The 21,725-nt window shown below is 42.0% G+C and carries 21 protein-coding genes and 1 tRNA gene; 3 read left to right on the top strand and 19 right to left on the bottom strand.

The features are described 5' to 3' along the window. Positions 1-63: 63 nt before the first annotated feature. Genes FDF36_RS20435 through FDF36_RS20420 form a run of 4 tightly spaced genes read right to left on the bottom strand, consistent with a single transcriptional unit; the run spans position 64 to position 5,781 of the window. A complete protein-coding gene (locus FDF36_RS20435; protein ID WP_220392608.1) occupies positions 64-2,364 on the bottom strand; it encodes an ATP-binding protein in 2,301 nt (766 codons plus the stop codon). 3 nt (positions 2,365-2,367) lie between these two features. Continuing rightward, the gene (locus FDF36_RS20430; RefSeq protein ID WP_220392607.1) at positions 2,368-3,693 is read right to left on the bottom strand and encodes an MATE family efflux transporter; all 1,326 of its coding nucleotides are present in this window, start codon (positions 3,691-3,693) and stop codon (positions 2,368-2,370) included. Then, positions 3,677-4,939 (bottom strand): M16 family metallopeptidase, encoded by a 1,263-nt coding sequence (locus tag FDF36_RS20425; RefSeq protein WP_220392606.1) that lies wholly within the window; start codon positions 4,937-4,939, stop codon positions 3,677-3,679. Before FDF36_RS20425 ends, FDF36_RS20430 begins: the two co-directional genes overlap by 17 nt. Before the next feature lie 2 nt (positions 4,940-4,941). Beyond that, the gene (locus tag FDF36_RS20420; protein WP_220392605.1) at positions 4,942-5,781 is read right to left on the bottom strand and encodes a peptidylprolyl isomerase; all 840 of its coding nucleotides are present in this window, start codon (positions 5,779-5,781) and stop codon (positions 4,942-4,944) included. Positions 5,782-5,874: 93 nt separating this feature from the next. On the opposite strand from FDF36_RS20420, the gene FDF36_RS20415 reads away from it, so the two are divergent. After that, a complete protein-coding gene (locus tag FDF36_RS20415) occupies positions 5,875-7,218 on the top strand; it encodes a sigma-54-dependent transcriptional regulator (protein WP_220392604.1) in 1,344 nt (447 codons plus the stop codon). 255 nt (positions 7,219-7,473) lie between these two features. Further along, positions 7,474-7,716: a hypothetical protein gene (locus FDF36_RS20410; RefSeq protein WP_220392603.1), complete on the top strand. Its 243-nt coding sequence runs from the start codon at positions 7,474-7,476 to the stop codon at positions 7,714-7,716. Between the two features lie 131 nt (positions 7,717-7,847). Here the strand turns inward: FDF36_RS20410 and FDF36_RS20405 are convergent, their stop codons facing one another. From FDF36_RS20405 to FDF36_RS20395, 3 genes are read right to left on the bottom strand one after another with little or no spacing between them, the layout of a single operon-like run. Continuing rightward, positions 7,848-8,513 (bottom strand): RluA family pseudouridine synthase, encoded by a 666-nt coding sequence (locus FDF36_RS20405; RefSeq protein WP_220392602.1) that lies wholly within the window; start codon positions 8,511-8,513, stop codon positions 7,848-7,850. Positions 8,514-8,521: 8 nt separating this feature from the next. After that, a complete protein-coding gene (gene fabG / locus FDF36_RS20400) occupies positions 8,522-9,268 on the bottom strand; it encodes a 3-oxoacyl-[acyl-carrier-protein] reductase (protein ID WP_005783025.1) in 747 nt (248 codons plus the stop codon). A gap of 12 nt (positions 9,269-9,280) precedes the next feature. Beyond that, the gene (locus FDF36_RS20395) at positions 9,281-9,877 is read right to left on the bottom strand and encodes a TetR/AcrR family transcriptional regulator (RefSeq protein ID WP_005783024.1); all 597 of its coding nucleotides are present in this window, start codon (positions 9,875-9,877) and stop codon (positions 9,281-9,283) included. Positions 9,878-10,116: 239 nt separating this feature from the next. On the opposite strand from FDF36_RS20395, the gene FDF36_RS20390 reads away from it, so the two are divergent. Next, positions 10,117-10,189 (top strand) — tRNA-Met (locus tag FDF36_RS20390). Positions 10,190-10,346: 157 nt separating this feature from the next. Here the strand turns inward: FDF36_RS20390 and FDF36_RS20385 are convergent. The 12 genes from FDF36_RS20385 to FDF36_RS21385 form a co-directional block, all read right to left on the bottom strand. After that, entirely contained in the window at positions 10,347-11,870 is a 1,524-nt protein-coding gene (locus tag FDF36_RS20385; protein ID WP_220392601.1) for a hypothetical protein, read from the bottom strand. Between the two features lie 338 nt (positions 11,871-12,208). After that, positions 12,209-13,009, bottom strand: a complete 801-nt coding sequence (locus FDF36_RS20380) for a hypothetical protein (protein ID WP_220392600.1) — start codon at positions 13,007-13,009, stop codon at positions 12,209-12,211. Between the two features lie 14 nt (positions 13,010-13,023). Further along, a complete protein-coding gene (locus FDF36_RS20375; RefSeq protein ID WP_005811098.1) occupies positions 13,024-13,392 on the bottom strand; it encodes a GntR family transcriptional regulator in 369 nt (122 codons plus the stop codon). 15 nt (positions 13,393-13,407) lie between these two features. After that, a complete protein-coding gene (locus tag FDF36_RS20370; RefSeq protein WP_220392599.1) occupies positions 13,408-14,220 on the bottom strand; it encodes a hypothetical protein in 813 nt (270 codons plus the stop codon). Continuing rightward, on the bottom strand, positions 14,217-15,071 hold the full coding sequence (locus FDF36_RS20365; RefSeq protein WP_220392619.1) for an ABC transporter ATP-binding protein: 855 nt from the start codon (positions 15,069-15,071) through the stop codon (positions 14,217-14,219). Before FDF36_RS20365 ends, FDF36_RS20370 begins: the two co-directional genes overlap by 4 nt. A 328-nt stretch (positions 15,072-15,399) precedes the next feature. After that, entirely contained in the window at positions 15,400-16,833 is a 1,434-nt protein-coding gene (locus FDF36_RS20360) for a tetratricopeptide repeat protein (RefSeq protein WP_220392598.1), read from the bottom strand. A gap of 19 nt (positions 16,834-16,852) precedes the next feature. After that, the gene (locus FDF36_RS20355; RefSeq protein ID WP_220392597.1) at positions 16,853-17,800 is read right to left on the bottom strand and encodes a PstS family phosphate ABC transporter substrate-binding protein; all 948 of its coding nucleotides are present in this window, start codon (positions 17,798-17,800) and stop codon (positions 16,853-16,855) included. Between the two features lie 2 nt (positions 17,801-17,802). Then, positions 17,803-18,618 carry an energy transducer TonB gene (locus FDF36_RS20350; protein ID WP_220392596.1) on the bottom strand — a complete coding sequence of 272 codons (816 nt, stop codon included), beginning with the start codon at positions 18,616-18,618 and terminating at the stop codon, positions 17,803-17,805. A gap of 29 nt (positions 18,619-18,647) precedes the next feature. After that, positions 18,648-19,298 (bottom strand): ExbD/TolR family protein, encoded by a 651-nt coding sequence (locus FDF36_RS20345; protein WP_005783009.1) that lies wholly within the window; start codon positions 19,296-19,298, stop codon positions 18,648-18,650. Between the two features lie 12 nt (positions 19,299-19,310). Then, entirely contained in the window at positions 19,311-19,916 is a 606-nt protein-coding gene (locus tag FDF36_RS20340) for an ExbD/TolR family protein (RefSeq protein ID WP_101603946.1), read from the bottom strand. 27 nt (positions 19,917-19,943) lie between these two features. Then, complete coding sequence (locus FDF36_RS20335; RefSeq protein WP_220392595.1) at positions 19,944-20,756, bottom strand: MotA/TolQ/ExbB proton channel family protein; 813 nt, start codon at positions 20,754-20,756, stop codon at positions 19,944-19,946. Positions 20,757-20,895: 139 nt separating this feature from the next. Beyond that, positions 20,896-21,342, bottom strand: a complete 447-nt coding sequence (locus tag FDF36_RS21385; protein WP_259281488.1) for a hypothetical protein — start codon at positions 21,340-21,342, stop codon at positions 20,896-20,898. Positions 21,343-21,725: the final 383 nt, after the last annotated feature.

Here is a 21,725-nt window from a genome sequence, read left to right as displayed (position 1 = left end):
CCGGAAAAAGATTAAAGTGACGACGATTTTGTATACGAATAGAGTTACAGCAATCATCAATTGTTAATCTCCCGCCGCATATCGTCGCGCCTCAGCCATCACGATATCTACCTGTCGAAGAGCTTCATTCGCCTTTTGTATCATTTCGTCCGATACGGCTTCGCCACGACGCTGCTCCAGCCATAATAGCAGAGGAAGTGCCTCGGAAGCCCCAAGCAACGTAAACAGAGGCAATAATTTGTGAGCCATGCCGGCTATCCCATCCACATCAGTGGCTCGGATAGCGCTTTCCATCCGGTTTCGGTTCTTCTCCGTTTCTTCAATAAAGGTTTGAATAATGGTAGAGGCAGCTTCCGGATCATCTTCGGAAAAAGCAGTCAGCGCCCGAAAGTTAAGGGAGTCCGGTGTCAATTCAGCTGACGAACCGGTCATTTCTTCACCACTGATAATCGTCAAGAGTTCCTTTACCGTAAAAGGCTTATGCAAACATCCTGCAAAGCCGTGTTCCTGAAAGTCTTGTTCATTCATCTCACTCCGGGCGGTAACAGCAATTACCGGAATAGTACGCGCCTGAGGTATATTGGATGCACGCAATAGTTTCAGTAAATCGAAACCGTTGATGGCAGGCATTTGAACGTCAGTCAGCAACACATCGAATGTAGCCGTACGAAGTTGCTCAATCAACTCATCCGGCTGTTGGCAGCAAACAGCCTGAATGCCTTGTTGTTCAAGCATAGCGGCAGTCAGAGCCAATTGAATCCGGTCGTCATCAATCAATAAAACACGGTTTAATTTTGGAGATGCCATTGTCCCGTCCTCACCGGCTTGATCTGTCGTTGAAACCAAAGACACATTTCCTTCCCGCTTCTCTCCTGTCACAGGCCCCACAGGATAGAGTGGCAGAATGACAATAAAACGACTCCCTTCACCCAATGTACTTTGAACGCTAATCGATCCTTCGAGCAAGGTCACAAGTTTGTGTACAATGGAAAGCCCCAGTCCAAAGCCTTCCTCCCCTTGTGCTCCCGGCAACCGGGTAAATTCCTGAAATATCTTTTCGCGATCACCGGGTGCCATACCTTTACCGGTGTCTACTACCTCAATGCGGACACTGGACGAATGATAGGTAATATTCAACGCAATGCTACCCTTAGCTGTGAACTTCACGGCATTGGAAAGCAGATTATTTACAATTTGCCGGATACGGAGCGGATCACTAATGAAACGTCCGTCCAGTTCAGCGTCTATACTGCAACTTAAAGTCAGATGTTTGGCATCGGTCAGTGGTTTGAAGCTAATACGTATCTCTTCAAACAGTTGTGCCGGATTAAAAGTAACCCGGTTGACTTCTGCTTTATTCAGATCCAACCGGTGGAAGTCGAGCAGATCACTTACCAGTTTAAGCAGATGTTGCGAGGAACTTTTCATATTGTCCAGATAGAAGCGCTGTCTTTCATCCGTAGTCAACCCGGTCAATAAATCCGTATATCCGATGATAGACCCCAAAGGAGCCTTAAAATCATGAGTAATGGCAAGCATTAACTTTTCACGAGCCTCCAACAGTGCTTCCGCGCGCTTATTGGCCTCCTCCAGTTCTTTCCGGTAACGATTACTCCGGGTGATATCCCGCCAAATCATAATCAGAAAACAGGCGGACAACAACACGGCAGCAATGGCAATCCCGCCAATCGTACGAGTCGAACGGTTCCGAAGTTCTTGCTGTTCGGATGCGTTGTCCATAGCACGTTGGGTGACTACTTGCTCATAGGTCGTAATCATGCTGTCAATACGAGTGGTTAATTCCTTATTCATCCGGCGAAGACGGGCATTGTAGTTGGGCCGTACCACAGGTTTAGACTTCCGTTGGGTCACCGTTCGTATGCGCTGATGTAGTGAATCAATCGGATTGTAAGGTTCAAGAATGGTGTCGGTCGCAAATTCGACGGCTGTATTTACCAGCACAGCCGTATCTTCTTTCGAAGGAGCGAACACCTCGCCCAACCTTCTGAAAAAGCCTTTTTTCTTTCGTTTCGTAATCACAGAGTCACGCTTGGTGATGATACGATGTTGCACACGCTGTTGAGTGATTACTGTATCCTGTTCGGCAATGATAGAATCCAATTCAACCGGAGTAATCATACTCTCGTTCGCTTCATTAATGATCTGAAGCATCCGGATGGTATTTTCATCTTTTTCTTTCAGTAAAAGCAGCAAACTATCCGTCTGCAAACTCTGTACATCGTCCGTATCAGACAATTTCTCCATCTCCCTGTGCACAAACAACAGAGAGAGCAAGAGCACAACCAGCAACAAAGTATACCCCGCCGCGATCTTTACTTTTGTGAAACGAGAAGGAATAGCCATAACTTATCTTGTTTTATATCTGAAACGTAACCATAACATAATGGCCGCACTACTCAGTCCGAAAGGAAAAGCCATCCAGACCCCGAGTAATCCCCAGCCCATAACAAACCCAAAGAAATATCCGGCTGGGAGAGAAATGATAAAATAGGCGATAAAAGCAATCAGCATCATAGGCTTTACATCCGAAATGCCACGCAGGGCATTAGCGAAATTGATTTGCATCCCATCGCCAAACTGATAAGCCAGAAAAGGCACCATCAGGACAACTACCATCGCAGAGACTTCGGTATTGTCGGTAAACCATCCTCCTACCTGATAGCGGAACAAGAAAACAATAGACAGCAGAACAACTCCCATAGCCGATATGATATGTGCTCCGGCATACGCAGTACGGCGTACATTAACAATATCGTTTTGGCCCTTGAAATTGCTGACACGCACAGCTACTGCCGCCCCCATCCCATAAAACATCATAAATGTGAATTGTGAGATAGTAAGCATTACCTGATGTGAGGCAAGGGCGATAGTCCCCAACCATCCTACCATCACTGTGCTCAAGCTAAATGAAGCGGTTTCCATCCCCATTTGAAAAGCCACAGGCCATCCTAAGGCATTTAGTTGACGGAACAATGTACGCGACCATCCCAAACGGATGAATCCCAGTTTATAACGTAAGAAACGGCGACTACTAAAAAACACGAATGCAAACACAAGCACCATGACAATACGTGAGAACAACGTGCTGATTCCGGCACCCAATAATCCAAGTTCGGGAAATCCAAGTTTACCGTTAATCAAGATATAGTTCCCCACGATATTCAGCACATTTCCACCCAAAAGTATCCACATAGCTGTCTTAGTATCGGTTATTCCATCAGTAAACTGTTTGAATCCGTTAAATAGCAACACAAAGATCAGCGAGGCAAGCAATATCAGATAATAGGGCTTGATCAAAGGTAATAACTCTTCCGGTTGCCCCAATCTTTCAACATTCAGATAGAGAATGCCCATAATTACGGTTAATAAAATACCGACCAAAAGATTGGCAAGCAAGCTGCAACGTAATGCCTGCCCGGCAGACGCAAATCTGCGAGTCCCATAAAAGCCCCCTACAACAGGAGTTAATCCATATGAAAATCCGGTACTGAAAATAATAGCAAGCGTAAACATGTTATTGACAAAGGAGGCTGCTCCCAGTTCGTTGGTGCTGTGATGACCAATCATTAAGGTATCGGCAAAGCCAAGCACAATAACCCCTACTTGCCCGATGACAATAGGAAGGCCGAGAAGAAATAATGCTTTATAATGATTCTTATATATAAGTCTCATTCTTCTCTCCTCTACTACTCTTATAATAAAGTACTACTCCATTTTCTTTTCGGAATGCAGTTTGTGCCACCGCATTCAAACGGTCGGCAGTCACAGTGCGATAGCGTTCAACCTCGTTTTCCATATCTTCAGCCCGCCCGTTCAATTCGAACCAGGCAAGATTGGTGGCAACATTCAGATAATTGATATTTCCGAATATCTGGGTAGATTCAAACTTATTCTTTACTTTCTCAAGTTCTTGTTCTTGGATTAAAGCAGATTGCAGTTCATTCAACTCTTCGCGCACCGCAGCCTCGGCCTCTTCCAATGACACACCGGCTGCCGGTTTCCCACTGATATGGAACAAGCCAGCATCAAGTGTTCCCGATATATAAGCATCGATACTCGAAAACAATTGCTTTTCTTGCACAAGATGCTGATTCAAACGGCTGGAACGCCCGTTACTTAAGATATCCGACAAGATATCAAAAGCATAATAATCGCTATCTGCACGGTCACACATATGGTATGCCATAAAAAGCGAATCAAGCGGTACATTCCTCTCCACTACCAAACGGCGTTCTTCCGTTTGTACCGGCTCCGGAGGCAATTGCCTCAAAGGAACTTCCCGGCGGGGGATGGAAGCAAACCACTTTTCCGTGAGATGTAAAGCCTCTTCAAACGAAATATTGCCGGTAACAGCCAGAACAGCATTATTAGGTGCATAAAAACGAAAAAAGAAATCTTTGACCTCTTCCAATGTAGCATTGGCTATGTGAGACAGCTCCTTACCGATGGTAGGCCATTGATAAGGATGAACCCGATAAGCCAGCGGACGCAACAAATGCCCAACATCACCATAGGGCTGATTAAGGCAACGCTGCTTAAACTCTTCCATTACCACTCCCCGCTGAACCTCCAGACTGCGTTCACTGAAATCGAGGCTCAACATTCTATCAGATTCAAGCCAAAATCCGGTTTCCACATTCTGTCTGGGTACAGTGAGATAATAGTTGGTAATGTCATTATTGGTCCAAGCATTGTTTTCCCCTCCTGCCAATTGTAGCGGAGCATCATAATCGGGTATATTCACAGAACCGCCAAACATCAGATGCTCAAAAAGATGAGCAAACCCGGTATGCTCCGGGTTTTCATCTCTGGCTCCCACATTATAGAGAACATTGAGCGCAACCATCTGCGTACTGGTGTCCTGCGCATGAACCAATCTCAGACCATTATCCAGAATATGCCTGTTGATTTGCAGCATATTTACTCAATAACAGAAACATTAATAATCTTCACATCCTCTTCCGGGCGATCGCTGCGGTCTGTTTTTACCTGCTGGATTTTGTCAACAATGTCCATGCCCTCGACAACTTCGCCAAAAACGGTATATTCGCCATCCAGATGCGGAGTACCTCCGACAGTTGTATAAGCTTTTATTTGCTCAGGAGTAAAGTGGAAATCGGGTTGTTTGGCAGCTTCTGCTTCAGCCTGTATAAACAGAGTATCTTGTAAAGCATACAATCCGTCCTGATCATTAGCCTTGCGCATTTTATAGATTTCTTTCATGTGTTTTTGCGCCAAAGCATTAAAAGCTTCAGTCACCTTATTCTGATTCTTCTGCTGCTCCATATTCAGAAGTGTCGAATCATTGAACACTTTTCCGGTAACAATATAGAATTGACAACCGGATGATTCTTTCTTCGGATTCACTTCATCTCCCTGCCGGGCAGCAGACAAAGCACCTTTTTTATGAAAATACTTCGGATATACAAACTCAGCCGGAACTATATAACCTACATCACCGGAACCCAACATCTTACCTTTCGGAGCATTTTTCGATTCCGGATCACCCGCTTGCACCATAAAGTCTTTTATGACACGATGAAACAACGTTCCGTTATACGTTCCGTCTTTAGCCAGTTTAATGAAATTATCTCTATGCTTCGGAGTCTCATTATACAACTTTACTTTGATATCTCCCATAGAGGTCTCAATCTTCAATACAGTTTCTTTTTCCATGTTTCCATCTTTCTTTTGTCCCGACTTACAAGCTACTGCGCTGCAAGCCAGTATAATTAATAATATCCAAAAATTCTGTTTCATAACGCTTTTATTTAATTTAAGTCTGCAAATATACGACTTTACCTTAAAACCTCTTACCTTTGTAGCTCACAAAAAGAGGCAAAAGCTAACATCATGAGATCCATACTGATAGTTGAAGATGATATAACGTTCGGAATGATGCTAAAAACCTGGTTAGGAAAAAAAGGGTTTAACGTATCATCAGTGAGTAACATTGCACGTGCGCAAAAACACATCGATGCACAACCGGTAGACCTGATTCTTTCCGACTTGCGACTTCCCGACCACGATGGTATTCACCTATTGAAATGGATGGGTGGGAAAGGACTCCATATCCCATTGATCATCATGACGGGATATGCAGATATCCAATCAGCGGTGCAAGCAATGAAACTGGGTGCGCAAGACTATATTGCCAAACCCGTTAATCCTGAAGAACTGCTTAAGAAGATAAACGAAGCACTTCAAAAGAAAGAAGTTTCTCTTCCTCCAATCCCTCTCACGGAGAAAAGCCCTAAAGCCAAACAAGAATCTCATTCCTATCTAGAGGGAGAAAGTGATGCCGCCAAACAACTCTATAACTATGTCAGCCTGGTAGCTCCTACCAACATGTCAGTTCTTATCAACGGTGCCAGTGGAACCGGAAAAGAGTATGTAGCCCATCGCATTCACCAATTAAGCAAACGTTGCGACAAACCATTTATTGCAATCGATTGCGGCTCCATCCCCAAAGAGTTGGCCGCTTCTGAGTTCTTTGGTCACATCAAAGGCTCGTTCACCGGTGCTCTCTCTGATAAAACCGGTGCTTTTGTAGCAGCGAACGGAGGTACCATCTTTCTTGATGAAATCGGTAACCTAAGTTACGAAATACAAATTCAACTTCTTCGTGCCCTACAGGAACGTAAAATACGCCCTGTTGGTTCAAACTCAGAAATAACGGTCGATATCCGTTTGGTGTCCGCGACCAACGAGAACCTGGAACAAGCCATTGAAAAAGGTACATTCCGCGAAGATTTGTATCATCGGATCAACGAGTTTACTTTGCGCATGCCTACTCTGAAAGAACGTGGCGGAGACATCCTTCTTTTTGCCAACTTCTTTCTTGATCAAGCTAATAAAGAGCTCGACAAACAGTTGATTGGTTTCGATGCCAATGCTTCAAAAGCATTACTCGAATACCACTGGCCCGGTAACCTAAGGCAGATGAAAAACATTATCAAACGCGCCACATTGCTTGCTCAAGGCAGCTTCATAGGTCTTGCAGAACTGGGTAGTGAAATTCTGGAGGCGCAACTACCAACTCCCAAAATGACATTACGGGATGAAGATGCTGAAAAGGAACATATATTGGAAGCACTCCGACAAACAGGGAACAACAAGAGCCGCGCTGCACAACTGCTCGATATTGACCGCAAAACATTATACAATAAACTGAAACTATACGGAATCGACCTCTAAAGAACACCAAGGTGTGGAATATCTCCACACCCTTTTCCACACTTTCCACAACATTCCACACTATATTTCATTTCCATTCATTTTTTAGCCACCTACAAATCAACAGATTAGCCCACAAATATTCTTTCTGGCACAAGATTTGGAAAATACTTAATACAAGTGTTTAACCAAATGAAAGATAAAACTAAAGAGTTAGTTTTATAGTAGTAGCAATGTTTATGTTTGTTTGTGATGGTTTTTAACCTAGACCTTAACATGAAATTAAAAACAGACAATCAGAACTTTAATAAGAAAATAATTATGAAAAAGTTAGTTTTAGTAGTAGCTATGTTTATGTTTGCTTGTGGATCGTTCTTTACAATGGCACAGGACCCGGTGAAAAAAGACCCTAAAAAGGAGGTCAAAGACACTGCAAAAACTGAGCCTAAGAAAGAAGTAGCCGATACAACGACTACAACGGTCGCAGTTCCAGAAGCATTTGCACAGTTTGCCGAATAATAGTAAGCACACTACAACAAAAAAGCCATTCCTACTTCGTCTATTCAAGGAATGGCTTTTTTGCGTTTATACGGGAGAACAAGTAATTAAAGGCGTACCCCGATTCATTTAAGTGAAACTATCACTCTTTTTTATTGAAATCCATGCCACAAGTTACTATCCGGTACAGGCGCATCGAGTTCAATCAATTCTTTAGACACCGGATGAACAAAACGCACATGCCGGGCATGCAAACAAATACTTCCATCTGGATTGGAGCGTGCAGAACCATATTTCAAATCACCTTTGATGGGACATCCCATCTTTGCCAACTGGCAACGAATCTGATGATGACGTCCGGTCTTCAGATCAACTTCAAGTAGAAAGTAATGATCCGAATGTCCGATAAGTTTATAGTTCAGGATCGCCTTTTTACTGTTGGGAACCTCCTTATCATAAGCGTAGCTTTTATTCTGCTTCTCGTTACGCACCAGATAGTGAACCAATTCTCCTTCGGGTTGCTTCGGACAATTCTTTACGATGGCCCAATAGGTCTTTTTCACTTCACTGTTCTTAAACATCGCATTCAAGCGGGAAAGAGCCTTACTGGTTTTCGCAAAAATAACAAGACCGCTCACGGGGCGGTCCAGACGATGGGTTACACCGATAAAGACATTTCCAGGCTTCTGATATTTATCTTTCAGATATTTCTTAACTGTTTCTGAAAGAGGAGTATCACCCGTTTTGTCTCCCTGAACGATTTCGGAAGCGGTCTTGTTAACTACTATAATATGATTGTCTTCGTATATGACGGTCATACCGAATATTACATATTCATACCACCATCAACCTGAATCACCTGTCCTGATACATAAGAAGACATATCAGAAGCAAGGAAAGTAGCCACATTGGCCACATCTTCAGGAGTACCGCCACGGCGCAATGGAATTTTTTTAGCCCATTCAGTTTTCACTTCTTCCGAAAGACCGGCTGTCATATCAGTGATTATAAATCCGGGAGCAATGGCATTGGCACGAATACCACGAGAGCCAAGCTCCTGTGCGATAGATTTAGCCAAACCAATCATACCGGCTTTTGAAGCTGAATAGTTAGACTGTCCCGCATTGCCATGAACTCCTACTACCGAAGCCATATTAATAATACTTCCTGCTTTCTGGCGCATCATAATCGGTGTACAAGCATGAACAAAGTTGAAAGCGGATTTCAGATTTACATTGATAACCATATCCCACTGCTGTTCACTCATACGCATCATCAATCCGTCACGAGTAATGCCTGCATTGTTAACCAGAATATCAATACGTCCAAAATCTTTATGAATCTCTTCTACCACCTTCGCAGTATCTTCAAAATTGGCAGCATTCGAAGCATATCCTTTAGCTTTTACACCCATTGCTTCGATTTCTCTCGCTGTGTTCTGTGCATTTTCGTCGATAACAAGATCTGTAAATGCGATATTTGCTCCTTCAGAAGCGAACTTCAAAGCAATAGCTTTACCAATACCACGAGCCGCACCGGTCACAATGGCTGTTTTTCCATCTAATAATCCCATACTAAATTTAAATTATTGATTAATTTTTGTTCTATGTAGTGCACCAAACACGATGTTGGCAACATATCTTTTTCGGGTTTCCATATCCAGGTTCGCCCCGATATGTCCTCGAATATATGGCACCTCGATGCCTTTTACGCAGTAATGTACCAACGCAGCGGTCATTTCCACATCGTCTATATGGAACACCCCTTTGTCTTGTCCTTCCTTCAGCACACTTTTGAAAAGTTGCATTTCTTTTGCATCAAACCTTTTGCGAACCTTCTCTACCCGCCAGATATCTCTGAAGAAATTGGCACGGAGTGTTCCGTTGCGATAAACCACCTCTTTCACTGCATCCAGTCGCGTATAGATCATCTCTATAATTTTTTTATCAGGAGAGATATCTTTATCTGCCACACGCTTCATCATATCCGACAGAATATCCAGTTCAGACTCTACAACAGCCAAATAAATTTCATCCTTACTTTTAAAATAGGTATAGAGCGTACGCCTACCCTTTTTAGAAGCAAGAGCGATATCATTCATTGTAGTATTCTCCACTCCCATCTTGGCGAAAAGCTGACGGGCAACGTCTACTAACTTGGCTTTTGTTTTTGATACGGTCATAGGTTAATTGCACATTGCTGAATTATTTGTGCAAAAGTAATTCTTTTCTTTCGTCCACACAAGAAAATAAATAAATTATTAACAATTGTACCTGAAAGCAGATGAAAAAAAATCAATATATCTCAGCACTGATCCTCAAGCATATAGTGTAAAAGAAGCTCTTTTATAAAAAAATAAATGCCGAAATATTTGGTAGTTCAAATAAAAGCCGTACCTTTGCACTCACAAAACAGAAACATCGCGGAGTGGAGCAGTTGGTAGCTCGTTGGGCTCATAACCCAAAGGTCGTCTGTTCGAGTCAGGCCTCCGCAACTAAATAGAAGAGAAAGGCTGATAATTAATAAATTATCAGCCTTTCTTGATTTTATATCAGAACCGAAGAGATCATGGAGGATCATGGATTCATACCTAAATTTTTAGGGGTTGCCGTTTTATCATTAAGTACCAACTTTAAGACAGTTACCAATAGCTACATTATTCTTAGTACCATCCCCGGATCAGAACAATCTCCCTCAGAAGCATTCATGAGTCCTATTTGTCGGATTACATCCCCCGGTATTGTCAAACGATTCCCCTTAATTACAATTTTGGAAGTAATATCCACCGGAGTTTCTCCTGCCAAATCCTGTGCATATACCGTACGATTCTCCTTTTCTATTGAGGAAGGAAATACCATCGTCACCTCTTTGAAATACCCCAGTAAACCGACAGGCACATCCCAACGATCAACAGATACGGTCACTGCAACTTCTTCTGTTACATATTCATGCCCCAAATTACGCCCTATTGTAACAACAGCTACAGCACCATTGGGATAACGGGACACCAGCACAAATGGACGAACTTCCAGAGGAGCCCCGGAAACTTCCGGCAACCCCATTCCCCGGGCGACCCGTGCCGGTGCTTCAGCTATCACGTCCGTACCAACCTTACGTCCTTTATTCCAGGTTTCGTTCTCCCATAGCGTCCAATGATCAGTAAGCTTGACGCTATCAATAGCATAAGCTGTATTTCCTACTGAGAAAGGTACTGCTATCCGATGCCATCTGACTCCACGTACTACTTCATCCAAACGTCGCTTTATATCACGCCCGGTCGGTGGAAATACAAAATCCTGTGTCCCATCCGGCAAAGTTCCTGCAAACGAATGACGCATCACACCAATAGCACAACCCAGCCCCACTGCAATATAAGGTTCATCTTCACAGTTGATAATTCCTTTTGCCCCATTAACGGTCTTATAAGGTAATAGATCACAAATACGCTGAATAGTAATCGGCTGCGCCGTAATGTTTTCTACATCATACGTCCGAAAGACATCACTGAATTCAATAAACTCATTTCGCAAAGCATGTTCTATATATAAACGAGGAGCATACCGTTTGCCCATAGAAGTTAATCTTTTTCTCCATTCTCCATTCCTATCCTCTTTCCCCCAATCCACTTTCCAATAATCAAAACCTGCTTCATTAGCTACCTTTATCCGCCGTTTCCAATATTCTTCCTCAGGAATATCGGCAGACTTTTCTGCCTTCTGGGCACAAATCCATCCACCAACACCTTTCCAGCCTTTGCCTTTGATTTTCAAGGATAGCTGCCTTAAACGTTCCACGTCATCCCCACAAAAAGACGGGAAGCGATCCGGACTAAGTTCTACAGTTCCTAAATAAGGATTTGGTGAATCATTAACGCCTTTCGGTATATCCCATGAATCGTCCATTACAAAATAAAGATCTTTCCGGATAACAGGATAACAATCTACCCAATTCTGATAGGGTCCATCTCCAAATAAATAGTCTTCAGTCATGGCGACTCTGGTTAGTTCAGTACTTTTATAGCTGACCACATAGCCTTGCAAATTCCACGTACAAAAGTAATCCGGGGCTTTAGATGGAGTATCGGGCACAAGGCTTTTTACTGCACATGGCTGACCTGCGACAGAAACACACATACTACAAAAGAATAATGACAATAAGTTTCTATATCGTGTCATATAGGATCTTTTTTAGATTAACAAAAACAAATATTGCAAATATAAGCATTCTTCCTATCTATCGGACAAGATCATTTCATTCGTTTCATTAAATCTCTCCAAAACTACAAAATACTCCAATGCCTTACCACCCCAAAAACACGCCATTACTATCGCACTTAGCCCCATAATAGTTTACTGCATAAATGGTAAGTATGTAACAGAAAGTATAGCTTTCCACTTCTGATAACAAGAAAAGATGCAACAATAAACTAAACAGTTCTTTTGCTACATCCTTTTCTTCCTGATATACAATCTATCCACTCAAACCGCTCAAAGCCCGAGAAGCAATGCCTTTTTTATTCGTCTTGAAGTACTAAACACCCTTTTTCCTTCATCGTCACATGCAGCACGGCATCCTCCTTCTTAGGAGTCCAAATCATCTTCTTGCATTCCCCTTTCTGGAGCTCATTACGATGATAAGTCTCACTACCTGTCAAGTGTTCAGTACCAATTGTACATTCATGGACACCCCAGTTTCTGACGCCATCCAGATCCAAATAAAGATAGGGAATTATCGATTGATGAGCATTAAATGTCACGCCATCACCATCAACATAGAGAGCGCGAATCTCACAAGAATCTAAACGTACTTCCCCACTTTGGATATACGTAGCCAAAGAGTCTGTTTTTATCCCGTTCATATTCGTACGCAAGCCACGAATGGTATTGGTCAGAAAAGCCAGATTAGCATCCGCTTCTATAGTAAGCTGTAATCCTTTAGCCTGTAACCCCGGAATAAGATATTTCTTTTTCTGTTCAGGAAGATCATAATTAGTCAAATCCAGGCAAATCACCAAAGTATCCGCATCCTGACTGATTTTCAGATATTCAGATTCCGGACTAAATAATCTTGTTTTCCCATCAGTAGATGGCACTACATTCACGCAAGCCTGTTCCAGCCACGCATGACGTGTATCACTTGCATAAACTTTTACGGCACGAACACCGGAAAACTCTGTTTGAAGCAACTTATCCGAAAAAGTAAGTATGTATGAGTCTCTATCAGACTTTTGGAAAGAAATATAAACGACACCTGCCATTAGTATCACGAGTACCGAAGCAAGTATGCCAATAAATATATATGTAGTACGTTTCATAAGATTCTATTTTTTTATTTTTGTTTCATCATAAAGTTACGATACATAACCAGCAGCTCTTCATCCGAAACTCCCAGTGTGTAGAGTTGGCGAAATACGTGCTCAAGTTCATCCTTCAAGAAGGTCTCCCGGCGAAGTGAAAGAATCAGATCTTTGGCACCGGCAGAAACAAAATAACCGATACCTCGTTTATTGTAAATGATATTCTGCGACTGAAGATAGTCGAACGAGCGCATGGCCGTATTGGCATTTACCTCTACTATAGCTGCATACTCCCTTACGGAAGGAATACGTTCCTCCTCCTGATACTGCCCGAGAAGTATCTCATCACAGATTCGATCTGCTATTTGCAGATAAATGGCTTTACTCTCTTTAAAATTCATAAACGTAAGAGTTTGTTACATTCGATTAATAATCTCAGATTCCTTGAAACGGAAATACGAAAGTGTCCAATTGACCAGTGTAAAGAGTGTTGCTATTGCTGAAAGACAACCAAAAGCTGCTTCCTCACTAATGTCCGGATTGAAGTTTATGTGATCCGACCATATCAATTTAGCAAATCCGCCAACAATTAACACATAGGCAATAAAAATAATCATTCCTGCAGAAAATGTTTTAACAAAAGAATTCTTAGGCCAGACAGTACTTCCTAATACAAAACAAGACTGAAAGAAAAAATAGCCTGCTATCATCAATACAAACGTATAGGTATGCCTGAACACCGTATAATAACCTGTATTATCACCAAACAAATGAGACAGCGGAGTAACCGCAATCGCATCATTCTCCGGATAAGCTAACAAATACACCAACACCTTTGTATAATCCGCCAGTTTATAGGTAATCAGAAAAACGATTAAGAAAACAACCGTAAATACCAGCCAGCGGGAAAAGAATTTTTCAAACGAAGTGGCAGGAGTCATAAGTACAGAGAGCCGCCCTGTTTTCGATTTCATCCTTTCCATCGTGAACGAAGCACTCAGGCAACCAAACACCCAAAGCCCCCATATAAAAATCATCAGATTAAAACTCCAGGTTATATCGCTATCCTGACTGGCCCGATAACTCAAATATCCATTCCATATCATTATCACCGCCATGGCACCATACATCAACGCGACACGGAGCAGGTTTGACTTCCAGTTCTCGATCATCTCTTTACGGCAGAGATTCATAAAACGTGTTTGACTGAAAAAAGTATCTCTTATCATAATTCTGGTTGTTTAGTGTGAAACAATGCAGATATCCTTTCGGGAACTGCCAAGGTAGCGTTAAAAAGTAATTCAAGATTGATCTCCGAATCCTCGCCCGATTCATTAGGCAGAAGCAAGAAATTACCTTGAATAGACGGAGCGGAATATAAAGAAGATTGAAGCAATGTCCGGTCGTCACTCTCAGTAAAAAGCAGTTTATCACAAATGCCCATTACAGATTCGTTCAATAGCACCCGGCTATTGTCCATAATCAGCACATGGTCCAACACCTTATCAATGTCACGCACCTGATGTGTAGAAATCAAGATCGTTTTATCATCTGTCATACCCGAAGCTATAAACTTCCGGAACTGGCTCTTACCCGGAATGTCCAGTCCATTGGTCGGCTCATCCATCAATAGTAAAGACGTATTTGTAGCAAGCGCAAAGCTCATGAACACTTTCTTCTTCTGCCCCATAGAAAGCGCCCCCAGATCAATATTGATATCCATCTCAAAATAGTGTAGATATTTCACCATATCCTCTTTACTGAAACGAGGGTAAAACGGACTGTTTAACTCTACATAGCTAATTAGCGAAACAGGGGGAAGGTCAAACTCTTCAGGAACCAGGAACATATCCTGCAATGTAACCGGCAGGCGACGGCGCACATCAGTACCGTGATAAAGCACACGGCCACTTTTGGGTGTGAGTAGGCCACTCATGAGATAGAGTAGTGTAGATTTACCTGCACCATTTTTGCCGAGCAATCCGTAAACTCTACCCTTCTCAAGTGATAGAGAGAAGTCATGCAATACGGCACGCTTCGATTTACGATAGAAAAAAGAAAGATTTTCTGCTGTAATCATCTTCATTTATTTATGAGTTTATGTGTATTAGTATAATAGTACACTGCAAAAGTAGACAAATATATGGATACTACAACAAATTCAGCAATATTTTTCAAACTTTCTTATACAATTCTTATAATCAACACTATAAAGAAACACATTTTATATATACAAAGAAGAGAATAAGATCAACGCAAAAACTGAGAAGCATATGTCTCACTAAATATAATAAGGTGAAAAACAAGCAGACTTATAATTAAGCAAAGGTAGCGGAAAGCACTATAAAAAAGGAGGAGCTAAGAATCACTCTCCACTCCTCCCACACGACAAACAACTAAAATTATTACTATTTGATGCCATCCAATGCACGTTTAGCAGTAGCATTAGCGGGGTCTATAGCCAGAATTTTATTCCAATACTCCTTAGATTCAGGAAGTTTGTTAGCCACCAGATAATAATATCCCAGATAACTGTAACACTCAATCAGTGCAGAGTTATATCTCGGATCGTTTTTGTCAACCAGGAATGTGGCTACCTCTTCATAATAAGGTTTAGCCAATCCCTGAGTGGTTTCCGGGTCTAACGCAGAATTGGTGCGTGCCCTCCAGAAGTTACCCAAATAACTATCCGGAGCCACTGTAGCAATTTCAGTAAAAATAGAATCGGCAGAGAGAAGAGCAGCCCTCCGCTCATCTAAAGGAACCGTCAATGTATCCGATTGCGTACCCTTTTCGTAATAAAGCTTTCCAATCTGGAACTGTACGTCAGGGGTACGTTTATTGGCACTCAACGATTCGCTATATTTTTTATAGGCTTCTATCGCCTTTGTAAATTCATTGTTCAATTCATAAGAAGAAGAGACTTCACGCCACAAATCTGTTTTACTCGGATCGAGTGTGATTGCCTGCATATAAGCATCCACCGCTTGATCATACTTTTTCACAGCATTAAGCAAATGACCGAAATACATATAGTCAAGATAAGAAAAATCGGCCTTATCAGACTCTTTAAAGAAAGCATCTGCTGCTTTCATAGCTTCATCATAGCGTTTCAAGTCGGTATAGTTATACATAGCCAAACGGTTGAACGCGGCATCACGCGGATTCTTCTGCAATCCCATCAGAGCTATCTGTAGCGACTTCTCAAAATCATGGTTCAAAAAGAGTGCAAAAGAGTACTTCGTCAAATCATCTTCCGTTGCTTCCGGAGTATTAATGAATCGGGCATAAGCTTCAGCCGCTTTATCAAACTTATTATTCAAATAATAAATTTCAGCCAGTTTCTTGTCGGCAGCAACACTCGAAGGATCAATGCCCTTCAGCTGTTCCAGTTTCTCTATGGCAAGTTGTGGACTGGCAGCCTTATACACATCAGCGAATTTCAAATAGGCCTCTTTATAATTAGGATCGAAATAGATAGCCTGTTCGTAAAGCTGACAAGCTTTTCCGGCATCTTTCTTAGCTACGGCTATATCGCCTTGCAGCACCGATACCGCAGCCGATTTGCTGTCAGCCTTTTGTCCAAGAGCGGCATAAGTTTCCGCTTCACTAATTTTACCAGCTTCCAGATATGCCTGGCCAATAGCAGTCAGGAGATCGGTATTTTTTTTATTTTTCCCTTTCAGCAACTGCGTGGCTTCTTCGGAAGCCTGCGCCGGGTTGGTCTGAATCAATTCTTTTACTTTGGCAACCTCGCTGTGCCAATCAGCATCCGCCGATTGCGCAAAAAGCGGACCGGCTGCTACAAATGCTCCTACTAAAAACAGTTGAAATCGTTTCATTGTAATTCAATTTTAGTTATTATTCGTCTTTCACGTCCACAATACGAACCGGCTGGGTAGCCGGAACGAGTCCGGACTTTAATATAATCCGCTGCCCTCTATCAGAAGTGAGAAAAGAAGCGAATCCCCAGGGCAGTGCATTACGGGGATCGTTCAGTAATACATAAATAGGGCGTGCTAACGGATAGTTTCCGTAATACAGATAAGCTTGATAGGGCTTGTAACTGTTCTGCGGAGTAGCTATATCGTCTGCACTTACTGACATCACTCTAATCTCATCACGGAAAGACAAGTTTGTGGTATCACTCCGGTTTCCAAGCCAATTGACGCCAATCACTCCAATAGCATCGGGTGTACGTGCTACGTAATCAATCACTTGCTGATTTGTCCTCAGAGCCTTTACATCTTTATCGGATAAAGGAGCTCCTTTGCAGATGGAGTCAACTGCAAAACGTACCGTGCTTGAGTTCTTATTATCAAATACGAGTTGGATATCACCCAGCTTTGAGGTAGGATAAAGCTCTTTCCATGCATGTACCCTTCCTGTCAGAATACGCCGGATATCACGCACTGAAATCAGGGTATCTGTATTTTGCCTGTTGACAATCAGGGCTAATCCGTCAGTAGCCAGCTTTATTTCCCGAGGGAAGAATTTCCGGCTATGAAAAGAGTTCATCTCCTCCAAAGTCAGTGTACGCGTGGTGATAGCCAAACGTACACTGTCCTTCAGAAGCTGATTGATAGCGTCTACCTCAGTAGTATAACGGGGAACAATTCCAGCCAAAGGAAACAATCCCTCGAATACGTCGATTTCCTCTTGAACAATGGGTTGAAAACTTTCGTCAGCGGTAATAGCTATTACTCCCGACGTATAAGTATCCGTCAGTCCGTCCTTGGGTTTTGAATTACAAGCAGATAATACAATCAAAGACCAGGCACTGATTAGCCAGAATTGTTTCTTAGTCATAATTACTGTAGTTTAAAGACAATAGGAACTGTGAAATTTACTGCCACGGCCTTACCGTTCTGTTTTCCCGGAATCCATTTAGGCATTGATTTGATAACACGGATGGCTTCCTTGTCACAATATGGGTCCAGTGAACGCGCGATTGTTACATCCCGCACTTGTCCATCCTTGCCAACCACAAAACGGCAGATCACCTTTCCTTGTGTACCGTTTTCAGCCGCAATGGGAGGGTATTTCAGATGCTCTCCGATGTACTTCATCAATTCTGTAGTCCCACCGGGGAATGTAGGCATCTGTTCTACCATATCGAAAACTTTTTCTTCGGCCGGCTCTGCCTGAGTAACCACTTGTTTCAAATCGGCAATATCCTTACCGTTTGCTTCATCATTACCCTTCACGTCGGCAATGGATATAGCGACTTTGGTTTGTGTGAGTTCTTCCTGACTTTTGATCTCGTCATCCTCATGCACCTCTTCGTCTTTTTTGATAACCGGAGCGGTAAACTTGATAGAGCTTTTCAAAGCAGGCGGTGGTGGTGCCACCGGCTCCACTCTTTTCATCTCTTCCTGCTTTATTTCAGGCTCCTCCAATTGCGACAAGGTGGTAACTTCCGTCATTACCTCTTTTTGCTTCGGAGTAGCCATCTTGATTAAGGTCGGAAGACTAAAGCCCACTAAGGCGATTATCAACACAATAACCATTGCCACATTGTGACGTTTGGGTGAATCAGCACGCATTTTATACGCACCATAAGCTTTATTTTTGCCTTTAAAAATCAGCTCACACCATTCAAAAGAAGTTAAATCTATTTTTGCCATTTTAATTTTCTATTTTTTGGTGTTACATTTTATTCGGCAATATTCTGTGAAAGCTCACCCTTGCTTTCAAAATTCTTCACCAGAAATTCGTCAGCCTCGGCAATGTCCGTTATCACATACTTACCAATATTACATATCTGCATTTCATCGAGAGCGTCAATCAGATTTGCATACGATGCATTATCCATCGCCTTGATGATGACTGTAGGCGTATCCTTTCCACTCTTTATTTCGGAAAGTTGCTTCGTAAATTCATCGTCTGATATCTTAAGTTCCAGCTTCTTCTGTTTCAGATCATTTACCTGTCTGACAGCAGCAGCATTCTTCTTCAGAAGTATTGCCCGTAATCCATCCGGTTTATACGACGTCTCTTTCAAAGAAGTATAATCCTTGTAGTTAGGTTCTCCTTCATAATAATATAGTTTGTCATCGGGTCCCAACAAGAGCGTGATTGCCTGTGAAGCTTTCACCTTGCTTTGCTGTTCTTCGGTGATGTTTTTATCATTGCTCGGCATGCTTATCTCCATCGTCTGAGGTTTGCTCAACGAGGTACAAAGCATAAAGAAAGTGATCAACAACATATTCATGTCCACCATAGGCGTAAAATCTACGCGAACCGTCATCTTCTTCTGTTTGCTATTCCCCTTCTTTTTACCGCTTTCTTGTACTTCAGCACTCATAGTTGTTCGTTTTTAGTTTTCAGAAGTCGTTTTCAGAGAAGTAATCAGGTTATACCGATTCTCCCTGAGGTCCTGAAGTGAATTCATAACATTTTTAATCACAGAATAAGGAGTATCCGCATCAGCCTTGATTGCAATACGCAAATCAGAATTCGCAGCGCGTGCATTACGCACCCATGATTTGAATTGGTTATCAAGACTATCACAAGGAATACCTTCGTTCTTCAGTACTGCGTCCTGTTTGTCGGTCGGCAGGTCGAGATAGGTTTTCATGTTTTTCATCGGCACTCCGAAAGTAGAGGCCAACATGAATTTCTTTTCCTGTTCCGGAGTGAATGTGACGCCATATTCCTGTCCCATGCTCTCCAATACCGCTTTCAAGTCGGACTGCTTGTCCATACTCATAAATATCTTTCCGTTCGGATCGACCAATATCTGGAGGATATTCTTTTCCGGAATCTTAATTTCCGAAACTGAGGCGGGTGTAGTCACTTGTACCGGCTCTTTCTTCACAAATGTAGAAGTTAACATAAAGAAGGTAAGCAACAGTACCGTAACGTCACTCATCGCCGTCATGTCGATGAACGTACTTTTCTTTTTAATTTTCGCTCTGCCCATTATTGTCAGAATTTAGTGGATTCCAGATTATTTATGAGTAGTTGCAAAAGTCTGCACAATAGAGAAGCCTACCTCGTCAAGGCTGTAAGTCAACTTATCAATTTTGTTTGTATAGTAGTTATAAGAGATAACTGCCAACGCACCGGTAAGGATACCGAAAGCTGTATTAATCAAAGCTTCAGAGATACCTTGTGAAAGAGCCATTGAGTCGGCAGAACCACCGGCAGCCAGAGCGGCAAACGAACGGATCATACCAATAACCGTACCAAGCAATCCCATCAAAGTACCCAATGTGGTGATCGTACCGATAATCGGAAGATTCTGTTCCATCATCGGAAGTTCAAGCGCAGTAGCTTCCTCCAGTTCTTTTTGGATAGCAAGCAGTTTCTGATCTTTCGAAAGAGAAGAATCATTTTCCATTTCTTCGTACTTCCGCAATGTAGAAGTAACAACGTTTGCTACGGAACCACGCTGTTTATCACAAACTGCCTGCGCCTTACGAAGATCTCCTGCCGATAGGGCATCCTTGATGTTAGAAACGAATTTAACCAAAGAACCTCTACCGAAAGCAGAGCGAAGAGCAAAATAACGTTCAATGCTCAATGCCAATACAGTCAGCAATAAAGTTTGAATAACAGGCACAATCACTCCACCTTTGTAAATAGTCCCCATAAAGTTTCCCGGAAGTGGGTGATTGTTAGGATCGTTGTTCATAAAGTTCGTGGGATTTCCCAAAATGAAATGATAGATACACACTGCTATAATGAAACAGCAGATAATAACCAATCCGGCATTCTTGATACCTACAATCTTAGTCGACTTTTTTTGAGTAGTTTCCATAATAAAGTTTTTTTTGTTAAAGAATTTGTTATTAAGAATTAAAGTAAATACGATTAGACACACCGCAGTCCGCCCCCTACAGCCTCATGCTAAAAATGAGGCTGCATTGTCAAACACAGCGAGTATATAAGATTGGGAATTAAATAAGGATACGTCTTAAAGCAAAGATGTAGTATTGACAGCTTATGGACACATAATGTGGATCCTTATCCGAATAATAAGATTTACTTTGGTCTAATACCAACAAATTCTCTCTCAACAGACACAATTTACGCATCGTATCATTAAATAGGTTGGAATCTTCAAGAATTCGACGAAGACGGAGATTATTAGTATAAGAATATGTTTCAGAAACAGGTTTGAAACCTAATTCAACATCGGAGACAGACAGAGATTGCGATTTATCAAAACCGGCAAAATCGCTACTACATCGATAAGAATAGTTAGCATCCAAAGAAGAGGATGAAACCTGGCAAGAAGTAACCGGGTTATGTGAGCATTCCATAATATTCAATGCATTTCCACTTATGCTAAAAGATAGCATCAGCAGAGCAAACATTAATATGAACTTTACAGAAGTTTTCATCGCTGTACTTTTATGGATATAAACTCTCTTTTCGATTTTCGTGGCAAAAATAGTAACTTATTATATAGTGTTACCATATTTCACATCTTTTAATTGCAAAAAATCGAACTCTATAATTAAAACACTCACGACCGATTTTTGTTTTAACTAAAAGATTCTTTCTTTTATATAAAAGATTAATCAAAGTAAAAAAGGTATAATGCAAATAAGTGATCCCCGCTTCTCCAAGCGCATGTCCCTCTTAGCTTATACCCAAAAACAAGTCATCCCCTCGTGTCTTCTGACCCAAGGGGATGAACTCTCTGAAAAAAACGGCGACTACCTACTCTCCCACTGTTACGCAGTACCATCGGCGTGATCAGGCTTAACTTCTCTGTTCGGAA

This window comes from Bacteroides fragilis, assembly GCF_019583405.1.
In the GTDB taxonomy this organism is placed as follows: domain Bacteria; phylum Bacteroidota; class Bacteroidia; order Bacteroidales; family Bacteroidaceae; genus Bacteroides; species Bacteroides fragilis_B.
Note: the sequence above shows the minus strand (reverse complement) of the source record. Positions and strands in the feature narration are given on the sequence as shown.